This window comes from Sporosarcina sp. P19 (assembly GCF_002743165.1).
Classification (GTDB): Bacteria; Bacillota; Bacilli; order Bacillales_A; family Planococcaceae; genus Sporosarcina; species Sporosarcina ureae.
In genome coordinates, this window is the sequence record NZ_PDYR01000001.1 from 489488 (window position 1) to 504928 (window position 15441).

Genomic DNA, 15441 nt, shown 5'->3' on the forward strand with positions numbered 1-15441 from the left:
TTCAAAGATAGGTCGGAAGGGTGTAATGAAAGAAAATGAAAAAACCAACAGTAGCAATAGTAGGAAGACCAAACGTCGGTAAGTCGACAATCTTTAACCGGATCGTAGGCGAACGTATTTCTATCGTAGAAGACGTTGCCGGTGTAACGCGAGATCGTATATACAGCGCAGCAGATTGGTTGAATTATGAATTTAACTTAATTGATACAGGCGGTATTGAACTGAGTAATGAGCCGTTACTTGACCAAATCCGTATGCAGGCTGAAATCGCCATTGAAGAAGCGGACGTCATCATATTTTTGACGAATGGTAGAGATGGTGTGACAGATTCAGATGAACAGGTTGCACGTATGCTGTATAAAACGAATAAGCCTGTCGTATTGGCAGTGAATAAAGTAGATAATCCAGAAATGAGAGATATGATTTACGATTTCTACTCACTTGGATTTGGCGAGCCATATCCACTATCCGGATCACACGGGCTAGGTCTTGGTGATTTATTGGACGCAGTCGCAGAGAGCTTTAAAGATATGAACTTAGAGGAAGAGGAAGATGATTCCATCAAGTTCTGTTTAATTGGACGTCCGAATGTTGGAAAATCGTCACTTGTTAACGCGTTACTTGGTGAAGATCGAGTGATCGTTAGCGATATCGCTGGAACGACAACAGATGCGATTGACTCTACAAAAGTAGTAGAAGGGCAAGAATTTAAAATTATCGATACTGCCGGAATGCGTAAAAAAGGGAAAGTATACGAAAACACAGAGAAGTATAGTGTGTTACGTGCCTTAAAAGCGATTGATCGCTCTGACGTTGTCTTGATTGTCATGAACGCAGAAGAAGGTATTCGTGAGCAGGACAAACGTGTAGCTGGCTTTGCGGAAGAAGCAGGAAAAGGTGTCATGTTTGTCGTCAACAAGTGGGATACGCTTGAAAAAGATGATAAGACGATGAATAACTTCATCGATGATATTCGTGATCAGTTTAGATTCCTTGATTATGCGCCTATTTTCTTTGTTTCAGCTAAAACGAAGCAACGTGTGCATACATTATTCTCCAATATCCAATTGATCAGCGAAAATCATGCAATGCGCATTCAGTCAAGTGTCTTAAACGAGGTAGTAGAAGATGCAGTAGCTAGAAATCCTGCACCTTCAGACAAAGGACGTCGTTTGCGGATTTACTATGCAACACAAGTTGCTGTGAAGCCACCGACATTCGTGGTCTTTGTCAACGAACCAGAACTTATGCACTTTTCTTATGAACGCTTCTTACAAAACAGATTACGTGAAGCTTTTGGATTTGAAGGTACACCAATCCGCTTAATCACAAGAGCAAGAAGCTAACTACGCAAACAGAAAGGGTGGAGGTAATGGAAAAAGTCTCTATATTTGGGGCAGGCAGTTGGGGAACCGCACTCGCTGTTGTGCTGGCTGAAAATGGACATGACAGCTTAATTTGGACAAGACGTGCAGAACAAGCGGATGAAATTCATAATCAGCACACGAACAACCGGTATTTGCCAAATGTGAAACTGCCCGAAAACCTTAACTCTACTAGTGAATTAAACGTGGCGGTCCAGCATGCGAAAACGATTATACTGGCTGTACCGACCGTTGCGATGCGCGAGACGTGTCGCCATATACAGGAATTACTAACTGAACCGGCTATATTTGTCCATGTCTCCAAAGGAATTGATCCGGATTCATTGGAACGGATTTCTGAAATTATTGCAGAGGAAATTGATGAAACACTACGCGAAGCTATAGTAGTGCTGTCTGGACCGAGCCACGCGGAGGAAGTCGTACTTCGACATCCAACAACGGTGGCGGTGGCTTCAAGCAACATGGAAGCAGCAGAACAGATACAAGATTTATTCATGAGCAATTATTTCCGTGTCTATACGAATAAAGATGTAATCGGCGTGGAGCTTGGCGGAGCATTGAAAAATGTCATTGCTTTGGCTGCTGGAATTTCCGATGGTCTTGGTTACGGTGATAATGCAAAGGCTGCTCTTATTACAAGAGGTCTAGCAGAAATCACGCGTCTAGGTGTCAAAATGGGTGCGGATCAACAAACATTTTCCGGATTAACGGGACTTGGTGACTTGGTCGTTACATGTACAAGTGTCCACTCAAGAAACTGGCGCGCAGGAAACTTACTTGGAAAAGGTCAGTCTCTAGAAAGAGTGACCGAAGAAATGGGTATGGTGATAGAAGGTGTGCGTACTACAAAGGCTTCGTATCAGTTGGCACAGCAGTTTGATGTCAACATGCCATTGACAGAAGCTTTATATTCCATACTATTTGGTGGGGTTCCACCTAAACAAGCTGTGGATCAATTAATGACCCGTGGTAAAAAACAAGAAATCGATACATTTTTCGGTATTTAAACAGTAGGAGGGTGACAATTTTGTCCTCGTTAGATAAAATGTGGCTATCTTTTTACGCAATGGGATTCATGGTCATTTCAATGGGCTTGATTTATTTGAGCCGATATAAAATGAAAAACCGTGTAATAAAAATTCTATTTGCAATTATTGCCTATACACTATTAATTTCGTCGTTCTTCGCAATGGTCTATTTAGTATTCAACGGACCGACAGGAGGCGCGTAAACTTATGAATAAACGATTACTTATAATTTCAGTCATGATCTGCGGACTCTTACTGTCTGCTTGTGGCGGTCGACCGCCTGAAGAAAAGCAAGCAAGTGAAACACCGTATCCTGAACTGCAAGAAACAATTCAAAAAGCTGTAGAGCGCTACCAAGAACAATCAGGCGGCCTATTACCAATTAAAACACGCGATCAAGAAACCGATCAATTTATTAAATATCCAATCGAGTTCTCGAAAATCGTTCCGGACTTTACTGAAAAGATTCCATCTAACGCATTCGAAAACGGTGGCATCTTCCAGTACGTTCTTATAGATGTAGAAGAAAATCCTACAGTTAAGTTAGTCGACTTGCGTACTACTGAAAAACTGCGTGACTTAAACTTGCGCAAATTTATCAATGGAGAACTTCCATTCCTAGATCCAGTTGGCGACAACGTCTATGCAGTAGACTTCAAGAAAATGGGCTTTAAAGAACCATTAACCGTCCAAAGCCCATACTCTGACGCACACCTACCTATCGTAGTAGGCGGCGACGGAAACTTCTACGTAGACTACTCCATCGACCTCAACAAGATCTTGATGGAACAAAAGCCAGAAGTAGAACCAGGCACAGACATCCGTTACCTACTATACGAAGACTCCCTAGTCCTCCCGGCATACTCCTTGCCATACACTGTAGACGAAAACAACGAACCTGTGTTTATGAAGAAATAACGTTCTCGAATTTGTGTATGAACTGTTGTATTATTTACTTGAACGTTACATATTTCAACGTATGATACAAACTTTCACCACAATATAACTAGGATTGTAGTGGAAGGCGACACCGGCAGGAAACTGTCCGTCTGGAACGGAAATCCCGAACCGCTATCCATATTTAGTAACATATCTGAAGAAAGTTTCATATCTTTAGCTAAAAACGTTTCATGCAATCATGCATGAAACGTTTTTCTATTTCATAAGCTACAATGCGGAGAAAAAGGAGGGCTAATGATGAAAGAAGAACTATACGAAAACTTAGCTAGAAGAACAGACGGCGATATTTATATAGGCGTGGTAGGCCCTGTTCGAGTAGGGAAATCCACATTTGTCAAACGAGTCATGGAGGAAGTTGTAATCCCCAACATGACGGATGCCAACGATCGGATACGCGCACAAGACGAACTTCCCCAAAGTTCACCAGGTCCCGTAATTATGACTGCAGAACCTAAATTCGTACCTGCCCAAGGCACAAGCGTATCAATCGGGGATGGAGAACTGGAATTCCAAATTCGCCTAGCGGACTGTGTAGGCTACGTCATAGACGGCGTTAAAGGATATGAGGATGAGGATGGACCGAAGTACGTCCATACACCATGGCACAATGAGCCGATCCCGTTCCAGGAAGCGGCGCGCATCGGAACGGACAAAGTTATTCGTGATCACTCCACAATTGGAATTTTGCTGACGACGGACGGCACGGTGAACAATATTTCACGCGCAGCCGCGGAAGCCGCTGAGAAAGAAATCGTTTCGAAACTGCAAGAAATCGGCAAACCGTTCGTCATTGTATTAAATTCTAAAATGCCTGCCCATGAAAAAGCATTGGAATTGAAACAACAATTACATGAAAAGTATGGGGTTCCCGTAATTGCTATTAGTGCGGACCAGCTCAATGCAGCGGAGATTCAGCTCATTCTTAAAGAGGCGCTCTATGAATTCCCTATCACGGATATTGAGCTGCAACGTCCTGATTGGATGGAGGAACTAGGGGATAGCCACAAGCTGAATGCACGGATCGATCAGCTAATTACAGACGGATTCCTCGGTGTCTCTAAGATTCGTAAAGTTCAAGAGATTGCAGAGTTATTGCAAGAAGAAGAGTTTGTTAGACAAGCGGAAGTAGTAGAAGTTGATGCAGGTAAAGGGCGTGCGATCGTCAAAATTGATATGGATGAGCAAGCTTTTGTTAATGTGTGTGAAGAGTTCATGGGGACGGAAATGCGCTCGAAAAAAGATTGGCTTGTTTTCATTCAAGAAGCAGTTAAGGCGAAAAAATCGTATGATATGTATGCAGAAGCAATCGATACTGCGAAAAAATCAGGGTATGGCGTAGCGTTGCCATCGATTGAAGATTTCCAGCCAACTGCTCCTGAATTAATTAAACAAGACACGTTTTATGGTGTGAAAATGAAAGCGAAAGCACCTTCACTTCATATTATTCGAATCGATATGGAAGCGGAATTTGCTCCATTGATCGGCTCTGAATTCCATAGTCATCACTTGTTAAAAGAATTGAAAAATGCCTATTTACATGATCGGGAAGCATTATGGGAAACACAATTATTTGGCACACCACTTCATGAAGTCATGAAAGAAAGTATCCGATATAAGACCGCGGCAGTTCCAGATCGAGCAAGAAAACGCTTGCGTGAAACGATTGAACAGATGGTGAATGATGGAAATAAAGGTATGATTACCTTTATTGTGTAAGGTGAAATAGCTAGAGAATAACGAAAAAATGTAGATTGGAATGATGAAAGATCCGTCAAAAACGGGTCTTTTTTCTATGCTTTTCAATCAAAATCGCTTGAAATGCCGTGAATAAAGGAAAAGCACGATAATATTGTTGCACCGCAGTTTTTCTTATGTTACTCTTTTTACAGTGTTAACAGCAATAGCATCCCCCTTTGAGAGGAGGTGAACGGTGTGAATAAAACAGAATTAATTAACTCTGTGGCAGAAGCGGCAGGTCTAACAAAAAAAGACGCAACTAAAGCTGTTGAAGCTGTATTCGATACAATTCAATCGACTCTTGCTAACGGTGATAAAGTTCAATTGATTGGTTTCGGAAACTTCGAAGTACGCGAGCGTGCTGCACGTAAAGGACGTAACCCACAATCAGGTGAAGAAATCGAAATCGCTGCAAGTAAAGTTCCAGCTTTCAAAGCAGGTAAAGCACTTAAAGACGCAGTAAAATAATTTGGGATTTTACATAGGAGTCCGTCCAGCGAATCTGTTCATCAGATGGCCATGGATGGACTCCTTTCCGTTTTTTTAATGGTATACATAAGGAAGTACAAGTAACTATACGGAATGAATGGAATGTGCTAGTATTTTGGGGAAATAGGTTTTGTTCCAACAAGGAGGACATGCTGTTATGAAAGAGCAAGATATAAATAAATTAGAGCAGGCTGTTACGATGATCTTGGAAGCAATCGGTGAAGACCCGACTCGTGAAGGATTGCTTGATACGCCAAAACGTGTGGCTAAAATGTACCAAGAAGTATTTGAAGGTTTAAATAAAGATCCAAGAGAATATTTCGATACAGTATTCCATGAGAATCATGACGAAGTTGTCTTGGTGAAAGATATTCCATTTTATTCTATGTGCGAACATCACTTAGTGCCATTTTTCGGTGTAGCCCATGTAGCCTATATTCCGCGTAATGGAGTAGTTGCAGGTTTGAGTAAGTTGGCAAGAGCTGTTGAAACGGCAGCGCGTCGTCCACAATTGCAAGAACGCATTACATCCAGTGTGGCAGATGCCATGATGGAAAAGTTGAATCCCCATGGTGTTTATATCATCATCGAAGCTGAGCATATGTGTATGACGATGAGAGGCATTAAGAAGCCGGGAGCTAAAACTATCACGACCGTTGCTAGAGGAATCTATGAACATGATGACGTGAAGCGTGCTGAAATTTTATCTCTTATTAGAACAAACTAAGGTCTTTGCCGAGCGCTTGCTGTATATGCTATCATTAGGATTATATATAGACTGGAGATGCGAAAATGACACAACCAGATTATCTGATTATCAAGGCGAAAAAAGATGGAGTGAATGTCATTGGGCTCACGAGAGGCAATGACACCAAGTTTCACCATACCGAAAAGCTAGATAGAGGAGAAGTCATGATCGCGCAGTTTACCGAGCATACCTCCGCTATTAAGATTCGGGGAGAAGCTGAAATTCATACAGCTCACGGCGTAATTGCGAGCGAAGAAAAAGAATGACCGTATCCTTACGGGAATGGAGCTTACTGATGGAAACAAAAGGGTTCACTGACCAAGTCGACAATTATATACACCATTTGCGACGCGCTATTTATCAGCCGGTGGTCGAACGAGATGTTGGACATGCTCCGATTGACAGGCGAAAAGCTTCGTTGCTCCTATTGCCTTTGCTTAACGGTGAGCAGTGGACAGATGAGATGCAAACCGCAGCGTTGGCCATCGGTGCCATCCATACAGCTTTTGACGTCCATGATCAAATCGATATCGTCGATGCTTCATCCAAAGAACAGCAGTTGATGGTCCTTGCGGGTGATCACTTCAGCGGTATTCACTATAAGCTATTGGCGTCGATTCCGAACTTCCATCTCATTCGTTCTTTGTCATTAGCTATCGGCAGAGTCAATGAATGCAAGACGACATTGCTTCAAGCACCGCCGACAACTGTTGAAGAGCGGTTGCAGTTAATCGCTGATGTGGAAAGTGCGTGTATTGTGAAGTTCTTCGAATCATTTGGTTTTAGTCGCTACGTACACATTGTAGAGACGGTCTTTCCTTTCGTCTGGTTGCTTGACAGCAGACGGCATGATTTGAATCGGATGAAATTTCCGCATCTAGTGCCGAATACACATGATACACAAGATTGGATCGATCAGTTACAACAACAGCTGAACGACAGATTAGAGAACAGCTTTTATTTACATACTGAAGTAATAGCCGAGTTGCAGAAAATGACGAATCAATGAGAAAGTAAATTGAAGTGAGGAAAGAAGGGACGAACTGTGGCGGTCTCAAAAGAAGAAAAAGTTCATAACGTCTTTGAAAAAATTTCGACAGACTATGATAAAATGAATTCCGTGATCAGTTTTAATCAACATATAAAATGGCGGAACGATATCATGGAACGCATGAATGTACAGCCGGGTGCTAAAGCACTTGACGTTTGCTGTGGTACTGCAGATTGGACTGTCGCATTGGCTCAAGCTACAGGACCTACTGGTGAAGTTGTCGGTTTAGACTTCAGTGCCAACATGCTGGATTCCGGCAGAGACAAAGTAGCACCTTATCCGCATCTTACGTTGGTTCAAGGTAACGCTATGTCACTTCCTTTTCCGGACAATTCATTTGATTATGTGACGATCGGGTTTGGTCTTCGCAATGTTCCTGATTACTTGACTGTTTTAAAAGAAATGCGACGCGTGTTAAAGCCCGGTGGAATGGCAGTATGTTTGGAAACATCTCAACCTAAAATACCTGTCTATCGTCAAGGGTTTCGCTTCTATTTCAAATACATTATGCCGTTATTCGGTAAACTGTTTGCAAAGAGCTATAAAGAATATTCTTGGCTTCAAGAATCAGCAAATGATTTCCCAGGCATGAAAGAGCTGGCACAGCTTTTTGTCGATGCAGGATATCAAGAAGTTTCGTATAAGTCTTACAGTGGCGGTGCGGCGGCAGGCCATATCGCTTACAAATAATGAATACACGGGAGAAGGTAATGGGGTTGGAAAAAATTAAGTTGATGTCGCTTTATACGGATTTCCGCAAAGATATGTCCTATATTGAAAAAGAGCTTGAGCGTTCCGTGCAATCCTCTTCTCCCATTGTTCGTCAGGCTTCCTTGCATTTATTAAAAGCAGGTGGAAAAAGAATCCGGCCGATTTTCGTTATAATGGCTGCTCAATTCGGAACGTATTCGCTGGAGAACGCTGCGAAAATTGCAGTATCCCTGGAATTGATCCATATGGCATCTCTTGTCCATGATGATGTAATTGATGATTCTGATATGCGGCGCGGTTTAGAAACTGTTAAAGCGAAGTGGAACAATCGGGTAGCTATGTATGCAGGGGACTTCATCTTTTCACGAGCGCTGACATCTATTGGTAATATCGAGAAAGCACCTGTTCATCAGATTCTCGCAGAAACGATGCTTGAGATATGTAAAGGGGAAATCATTCAAATTGATTTCCAACAACAAACCGATCAAGATCTGCGCGACTATTTGAAACGTATTAAGCGAAAAACTGCTTTACTGCTATCCTCCAGTTGTGAACTCGGCGCACTTAGTGCGGATGCGGATGCGCAAACTGTACAAAAGCTCAAGAGATATGGGTATTTCACTGGAATGGCATTTCAGATTGTCGACGATATCTTGGATATCACTTCAACAGATGCAGAACTTGGGAAACCGGCAGGAAGCGACTTATTAAATGGTCATATTACATTGCCTGTTTTATACATAAAAGATGATGAACAATTCAAGCCCTACATGAAACGTGCGTTTACTGGGGTGATGGAAGAATCGGATAGGCAAGCGATGCTTCGCTATATTCGACAAAGTGGTGCTATCGAAAAAGCACAGCATGTAAGTGATTTGTACTTGATCAAAGCACTGAAGGAATTGGAAAGTCTGCCGAATGGTAAGTCGAAGAAAGCTTTGACTCAAATTGCTGATTTTATCGGTCAACGAAAATATTGACGATGTTTGTTAATAGTTGAAAGAAAAAGGCGTCAATGTTACGATTTAAAAGGGATTATCCCTATAGAAGATCGAAGGAGTGTTTAAGTGATGGAAAGAACATTTTTAATGGTAAAGCCTGACGGCGTACAACGTAACCTTGTAGGTGAAATCGTTGGTCGTTTCGAAGACAAAGGATATCAATTAGTTGGCGGGAAATTAATGAACATTTCTCAAGAACTTGCTGAACAACATTACGGAGAACATAAAGAACGTCCATTCTTCGGAGAACTTGTAGAATTCATCACTTCTGGACCAGTTTTCGCAATGGTATGGGAAGGCGAGAACGTAATCTCTACTGCTCGCTTAATGATGGGTGCAACGAATCCAAAAGAATCAGCTCCTGGAACTATTCGTGGAGATTTCGCTGTAACAGTAGGCAAGAATATTATTCATGGTTCAGACTCAGCTGAGTCAGCAAGCCGCGAGATTAACTTGTTCTTTAAAGAAGAAGAGCTTGTGACTTATGACAAAACAGTGAACAACTGGATTAATTAATCGCCAAAAAACAGCCGAGCGAATTTCGCATGGCTGTTTTTCTTATACATACAACATACTTTTTCCGCTATAATGAGAACGTACATAAGAAAGAAAAGGCAGCAGGGGGTTGTGAAATGTCTGATTATTCGATGTTAATTCAAGGGGTCAAAAAGAAAACCGGGATTGATTTGTCTTTGTATAAAGAAGCCCAGATGAAGAGGAGACTCACTTCACTATATGAAAAGAAAGGCTTTCGTAATTTTAAAGATTACTCTCTAGCTATTCAAACGGACAAAGACTTATTGGAAGAATTCTTGGACCGCATGACGATTAATGTTTCAGAATTTTACCGCAACGCCATACGTTGGAACGTCTTAGAGAAGAAAATCTTTCCTCAATTACTGGAAAAGAATACTCGACTAAAAATTTGGAGCGCAGCTTGTTCTACCGGAGAAGAACCATACTCACTTGCTATGGTTCTATCATCCTACCTTCCGTTGCGTGATATCTCCATTTACGCCACAGATCTAGATATGGGCGTATTGAATCGTGCCAAAGTTGGTCTTTACAATGAGCGTGCATTAAAAGAGGTGCCGAAGCCAATCGTCGATAAGTTCTTCATAAAAGAAGGTGCTTCCTATCAAGTGGTAGAAGATATTAAGAAGACTGTTACATTCAAACAGCAAAATTTGCTGGAAGATCGCTATGATACGAACTACGACTTGATCGTTTGCCGTAATGTGATGATCTACTTCACGGAAGAAGCGAAAGATCAGATTTACACCAACTTCTCCAAAGCACTTAAACCTGGTGGTGTTCTGTTCGTTGGAAGCACAGAACAAATATTTAATCCTGAAAAATACAACTTCGAATCAGTAGATACATTCTTTTATAGAAAAAAACAATAAACCACGTTACGGAGGAATGGAATATGCGCTATATTACAGCTGGAGAATCACATGGTCCACAGCTTACAGCTATCATTGAAGGATTACCTGCACAGATGGAGCTTACTGCTGAGATGATCAATAAAGAATTGAAGAGAAGACAAGGTGGGCACGGTAGAGGCCGTAGGATGCAAATAGAGAAGGATCGTGTAGAAATCTCATCAGGTGTACGTCATGGTAAAACAATGGGCTCGCCAGTCACGCTGACAGTTGTTAATGATGATTGGAAACATTGGACAGGCATCATGGGTGTAGAACCACTGCCTGAAGACGTAAATCCGGAAGATGTGAAGCGTCAGATCACTCGTCCTCGTCCTGGACACGCAGATCTAGTCGGCGGTATGAAATATGGCCACCGTGACTTGCGAAATGTTTTGGAGCGTTCATCAGCACGTGAGACGACGATGCGTGTTGCAATCGGTGCAGTAGCAAAACAATTCTTGCGTCAGCTTGGGATTGAAACTGTAGCGCATGTGACTGAAATTGGTGGAATCAAAACAGATCCTGCCGCTTATGCCGATCTTTCCATAGAAGAGCTGCGTGCCATCATAGAAGAAGATGCAGTATATTGTGCGGATGCAGACGCGTCTGTCAAAATGACGGCAGCTATAGATGATATTAAAAAGCGTGGCGATACACTCGGTGGGGTAGTGGAAGTCATCATTGAAGGATGTCCTCCGGGAATTGGTAGTTACGTGCAATTCGATCGCAAAATGGATGGCAAGCTTGCAGGCGCTATGATGAGCATCAACGCTTTTAAAGGGGTTGAAGTTGGTTTAGGGTTTGATATGGCCAAAATGCCAGGTAGTGAAGTGCATGATGAAATCAGTTGGAATGAAGAGCTAGGATATTACCGAAAATCCAATCGTTTAGGCGGACTTGAAGGTGGAATGACGACAGGTATGCCGATCGTAGTTCGCGGTGTAATGAAACCCATTCCGACGCTATATAAACCACTGGAAAGCGTAGATATTGATACAAAGGAACCTTTCGTAGCAACAATTGAGCGTTCCGATCCTTGTGCGGTACCTGCTGCATCCGTTGTAGCTGAACATGTCATCGCTACAGAGATGGCTAAAGCGATTATGGAAGAATTCCGTTCGGATACAATGGATGGCTTACAGAAAGATATTGAACAATATAGACAATATGTAAAGGAGTTTTAAGATGGATAAGTTAACTGTTTCCGTCCGTGATCACCAATACGATGTCTATGTAGGTTCGAACACTTATGAATTATTTTCGACTGAATATGTAGAATTGCTACGTACTACAGATAAAATTGGAATTATTGCCGATGCACATGTAGCAGATCTACATCTCCCTTTATTGCAAAAAGCACTAGCACATTCTGGTCGCGAGGTATCGGTGAAAATCGTACCTAGCGGCGAGAAGTGTAAAATGCCAGAAGTCTACGTGGAGTGTCAGTCTTTCTTACTGACTGAAGGTTTTACGCGGAATTCACTCCTGATCGCATTTGGTGGAGGGGCGTGTGGGGATTTAACAGGCTTTGTAGCAGCTACGTTTATGCGGGGTATTCGCTTTATCCAATGTCCGACAACTGTGCTTGCGCATGACAGTGCGGTCGGTGGTAAAACAGCCATTAATATGCCGGAAGGGAAAAACATGGTGGGATCATTCCATCAACCTTCAGCTGTATTGTTTGATACGGATGTATTCAAGACGTTACCTGCATCAGAAATGCGTTCAGGCTTGGCAGAATTGGTCAAGCACGCTTTTATTTCGGATCCATTATGGACAGAGCGATTACTGGAAAAGGAACAGTTTTCTACACCTTCTATTGAATGGCTTGAACAGGAATTACTGCAAGGCATCAAGGTAAAAGCAGAGATCGTGGGAGAAGACGAGTTTGAGAATTCTACGCGCAAGTATCTGAATTTCGGCCACACATTTGGACACGCTGTGGAAGCGGCTTCTGGATTCGGTAGCCTCAGTCATGGTGAATGTGTCATGATTGGTATGGGTTATGCCTTCTTGCTAAGTGAAAAATACGGTGATATACCAGAAGGATTCACGAATCGCTATCTTCACTTCGCTAACAATAATGGCTATACATTTGGGCCGGTATTCTCTTATAGTTTCGAAGAGTTACTATCCTATATGCAAAAGGATAAAAAAGCTTCATTCGGCAAGATGAATTTTGTTTTATTACAAAAAATCGGTGAACCTTTTGTAAAAGAAATTAGTTCGGAAGAGTGTCAGGCGGCATTTGAGGAATTTAAAGCAAAATTGAAAAGCGAGGGAATTGTATGAGTGTAAGAGGAATTAGGGGTGCGACAACAGTTGAACATGATGACGCAAAAGAAGTGTTACAAGCGACAGAATCTCTTGTACTTGAAATGGCAGAGTCGAATCAATTCAAACCGGAAGATATCGTTTCTATAATTGTTTCAACGACAGTAGATGTCAAAGCGGCATTTCCCGCAAAGGCGATCCGCTCGATTGAAGGCTGGATGTATGTACCGGTCATGTGTACACATGAAATTGATGTACCTGGCTCTATGCGCAAGTGTATTCGCGTCATGATGAATGTCAATACATCTAAAAAGCAGGAAGAAATACAACATATCTATCAAAATAATGCCGTTCAATTACGACCTGATTTACAAAAACAACAATAAGGGAGGGCTATCCAATGAAGTGGAAACCAATTTTACGCACGATGAAAGCTTATACACCCGGACGTTCAATAGAAGATATAAAGCGTACATATGACCTGCAAGAAGTACATAAGCTCGCTTCAAACGAAAACCCTTATGGTTCATCACCTGAAGTCGCAGAATATTTACGTTCAAAGGCAGCTCAATTTGAAATGTATCCAGATGCTTACACTGCTGGATTACGTGGAAAACTTGCGGAATTCCATCAAATCGATCCGAATGAAATTCTTTTCGGGAATGGTTCAGATGAGATTGTCTCAATTATTTCCCGTGCAATACTACAACCGGGGACTAACACGGTCATGGCTTCTACGACTTTCCCGCAATACGCACATAATGCAAAAATAGAAGGTGCTGAACTTCGTGAAGTGGCTATGCTCGAAAGTGGTGATCATGATTTAGAAGGCTTTTTGAAAGTGGTTGATGAAGAAACAGCCGTCATCTGGGTGTGTAATCCAAATAACCCGACAGGTAATTTATTATCGAGTGAATCCATAAAAAGCTTCTTAGATCAAGTACCTGAAACAGCACTTGTTGTTCTCGATGAAGCATATATTGAATTTGTGACGGATCCAGCACAGCAAGATGCCATACATTGGATTCATGATTATACTAACTTAATAATTCTTCGGACGTTCTCTAAAGCATACGGCTTGGCAAGTTTCCGCATAGGGTATGGCGTGGCTAATGCAAGTATTGTATCCGAACTCAATAAAGTACGGAATCCTTTTAACAATAGCTCACTCGCATTAGCGGTGGCCGAAGTTGCTCTTGCGGATCAGCAATTCCTTCAAGCGTGTGTAACTAAAAATGACGAAGAACGAAAACGTTTTGTAGACTATGCGAAACAGCATGCATTGGCGATCTATCCGTCAGCTACTAATTTTGTATTAATTGCTGTACCTGGAGACGCAGATGTTGCATGCGAAGTGTTATTGCAAAACGGTTATATTGTCCGCAGCGGAAATCTGCTGGGCACACCAGGATTTGTTCGCGTGACGATTGGAACGCACGAGCAAAATACAGGTTTCTTTAAAGCATTTGATCAACTATTAACTAACCAATAAGGATAGATGACAATGAAAACGACGGTAAGTATAATTGGACTCGGCTTGATCGGCGGATCACTTGGTCTAGCATTAAAACGAAATCCAGAAATTCATATTGTAGGTTTTGACCGTTCTTATGCGACTGCTGACGAAGCATTTCGTAGAGGAATCATTGACACGGTTGCCCCTTCCGCAAAATCAGCCTGTGAACAGGCTGACTTTGTTGTTTTTGCGACGCCTGTCAATACGACAGTTGCTCTTTTTGAAGAAGCAGTAGACTGGGACTTCAAAGAACATGTCATTGTCTCGGATACAGGAAGTACGAAAAAACCAATTATGGATGCTGCGAAGATTTTACAAGAAAAAGGAATCACCTTTATAGGTGGCCATCCAATGGCAGGCTCCCATAAAAGTGGTGTATCCGCTGCGATGGAACATCTTTTTGAAAACGCGTATTACATTCTTACACCGAATGAATCAACGACTGAAGAACAAATCGATGTTATTGAAAAATTGTTATCTTCAACAAAAGCCAAACTGATTGTCCTCCAAGCGGAAGAACACGACCGTATGACGGCGATCATCAGCCATTTCCCACACATTGTAGCCTCTTCATTAGTCGGCCGCTTGGCTGCCCAGGAAGAACAACAACCATTTGTGAAAAAACTGGCTGCAGGTGGATTCCGTGATTTAACACGTATCGCTTCAGCAGATCCTGTCATGTGGCGTGATATTACGATTCAAAACCGAGAAGAATTATTGTCACAAGTGGATGGTTGGCTCGACGAGATGAATACCATTCGCGCTATGCTCGAAGACAATAATCCTGAGCATATTTTTGATTTCTTTGCGCAGGCGAAAAATTACCGTGATCAACTTCCTTCTACAAATGAAGGGGCAGTTCAAGGGGCACTCTATATGACATTTGATTTACACATCGATGTACCGGATCATCCGGGTGTCATTTCTGAAATCACAAAAATTCTTGCAGAGGCCAATATTAGTTTAACCAATATACGTATCGTGGAAACACGTACAGATGTGTACGGTATTTTAGTTGTCAGCTTCCAGTCAGCTACTGAACGTAAGAGAGCTCGTCAAGTATTGACAGCAGAAACTGACTACTCTATGCACGTACTTTAAGAGGGGGAGAGCG

Annotated in this window: 18 protein-coding genes; all 18 read left to right on the plus strand. The window is 42.1% G+C overall.

Features of this window, described 5'->3' with window-relative positions:
* Nucleotides 1-35 precede the first annotated feature (35 nt).
* Nucleotides 36-1346 (plus strand): ribosome biogenesis GTPase Der, encoded by a 1311-nt coding sequence (gene der, locus CSV74_RS02410; protein WP_029053052.1) that lies wholly within the window; start codon nucleotides 36-38, stop codon nucleotides 1344-1346.
* A 26-nt stretch (nucleotides 1347-1372) separates the two neighbouring features.
* Nucleotides 1373-2392, plus strand: a complete 1020-nt coding sequence (locus CSV74_RS02415) for an NAD(P)H-dependent glycerol-3-phosphate dehydrogenase (protein ID WP_099690435.1) — start codon at nucleotides 1373-1375, stop codon at nucleotides 2390-2392.
* 11 nt (nucleotides 2393-2403) lie between these two features.
* On the plus strand, nucleotides 2404-2616 hold the full coding sequence (locus CSV74_RS02420; RefSeq protein ID WP_369823676.1) for a DUF2768 domain-containing protein: 213 nt from the start codon (nucleotides 2404-2406) through the stop codon (nucleotides 2614-2616).
* A 4-nt stretch (nucleotides 2617-2620) separates the two neighbouring features.
* Nucleotides 2621-3331 (plus strand): LptM family lipoprotein, encoded by a 711-nt coding sequence (locus CSV74_RS02425; protein WP_099690437.1) that lies wholly within the window; start codon nucleotides 2621-2623, stop codon nucleotides 3329-3331.
* A gap of 279 nt (nucleotides 3332-3610) precedes the next feature.
* Nucleotides 3611-5089 (plus strand): stage IV sporulation protein A, encoded by a 1479-nt coding sequence (gene spoIVA, locus CSV74_RS02430; RefSeq protein WP_051210463.1) that lies wholly within the window; start codon nucleotides 3611-3613, stop codon nucleotides 5087-5089.
* Between the two features lie 216 nt (nucleotides 5090-5305).
* On the plus strand, nucleotides 5306-5578 hold the full coding sequence (locus CSV74_RS02435) for an HU family DNA-binding protein (protein ID WP_037561579.1): 273 nt from the start codon (nucleotides 5306-5308) through the stop codon (nucleotides 5576-5578).
* Between the two features lie 178 nt (nucleotides 5579-5756).
* Nucleotides 5757-6326 carry a GTP cyclohydrolase I FolE gene (gene folE / locus CSV74_RS02440; RefSeq protein ID WP_029053046.1) on the plus strand — a complete coding sequence of 190 codons (570 nt, stop codon included), beginning with the start codon at nucleotides 5757-5759 and terminating at the stop codon, nucleotides 6324-6326.
* A gap of 65 nt (nucleotides 6327-6391) precedes the next feature.
* Nucleotides 6392-6613, plus strand: coding sequence for a trp RNA-binding attenuation protein MtrB (gene mtrB / locus CSV74_RS02445; protein ID WP_029053045.1), 222 nt, complete (start codon nucleotides 6392-6394; stop codon nucleotides 6611-6613).
* 29 nt (nucleotides 6614-6642) lie between these two features.
* Complete coding sequence (locus CSV74_RS02450) at nucleotides 6643-7356, plus strand: heptaprenyl diphosphate synthase component 1 (protein WP_158231730.1); 714 nt, start codon at nucleotides 6643-6645, stop codon at nucleotides 7354-7356.
* A gap of 36 nt (nucleotides 7357-7392) precedes the next feature.
* Nucleotides 7393-8088 (plus strand): demethylmenaquinone methyltransferase, encoded by a 696-nt coding sequence (locus CSV74_RS02455; RefSeq protein WP_099671100.1) that lies wholly within the window; start codon nucleotides 7393-7395, stop codon nucleotides 8086-8088.
* Nucleotides 8089-8114: 26 nt separating this feature from the next.
* Nucleotides 8115-9089 carry a polyprenyl synthetase family protein gene (locus tag CSV74_RS02460; protein WP_099690567.1) on the plus strand — a complete coding sequence of 325 codons (975 nt, stop codon included), beginning with the start codon at nucleotides 8115-8117 and terminating at the stop codon, nucleotides 9087-9089.
* Nucleotides 9090-9179: 90 nt separating this feature from the next.
* Nucleotides 9180-9626: a nucleoside-diphosphate kinase gene (gene ndk, locus CSV74_RS02465; protein WP_029053042.1), complete on the plus strand. Its 447-nt coding sequence runs from the start codon at nucleotides 9180-9182 to the stop codon at nucleotides 9624-9626.
* A 116-nt stretch (nucleotides 9627-9742) separates the two neighbouring features.
* Nucleotides 9743-10516 carry a CheR family methyltransferase gene (locus CSV74_RS02470; RefSeq protein ID WP_029053041.1) on the plus strand — a complete coding sequence of 258 codons (774 nt, stop codon included), beginning with the start codon at nucleotides 9743-9745 and terminating at the stop codon, nucleotides 10514-10516.
* Between the two features lie 23 nt (nucleotides 10517-10539).
* On the plus strand, nucleotides 10540-11721 hold the full coding sequence (aroC, locus tag CSV74_RS02475; RefSeq protein WP_029053040.1) for a chorismate synthase: 1182 nt from the start codon (nucleotides 10540-10542) through the stop codon (nucleotides 11719-11721).
* A gap of 1 nt (nucleotide 11722) precedes the next feature.
* On the plus strand, nucleotides 11723-12829 hold the full coding sequence (gene aroB, locus CSV74_RS02480) for a 3-dehydroquinate synthase (protein WP_099690439.1): 1107 nt from the start codon (nucleotides 11723-11725) through the stop codon (nucleotides 12827-12829).
* Nucleotides 12826-13197, plus strand: coding sequence for a chorismate mutase (aroH, locus tag CSV74_RS02485; protein WP_099690440.1), 372 nt, complete (start codon nucleotides 12826-12828; stop codon nucleotides 13195-13197). The genes aroB and aroH overlap by 4 nt, the downstream gene beginning before the upstream one ends.
* Before the next feature lie 14 nt (nucleotides 13198-13211).
* Nucleotides 13212-14303: a histidinol-phosphate transaminase gene (hisC, locus tag CSV74_RS02490; protein ID WP_099690441.1), complete on the plus strand. Its 1092-nt coding sequence runs from the start codon at nucleotides 13212-13214 to the stop codon at nucleotides 14301-14303.
* Nucleotides 14304-14315: 12 nt separating this feature from the next.
* Entirely contained in the window at nucleotides 14316-15428 is a 1113-nt protein-coding gene (locus CSV74_RS02495; protein ID WP_099690442.1) for a prephenate dehydrogenase, read from the plus strand.
* Nucleotides 15429-15441 lie beyond the last annotated feature (13 nt).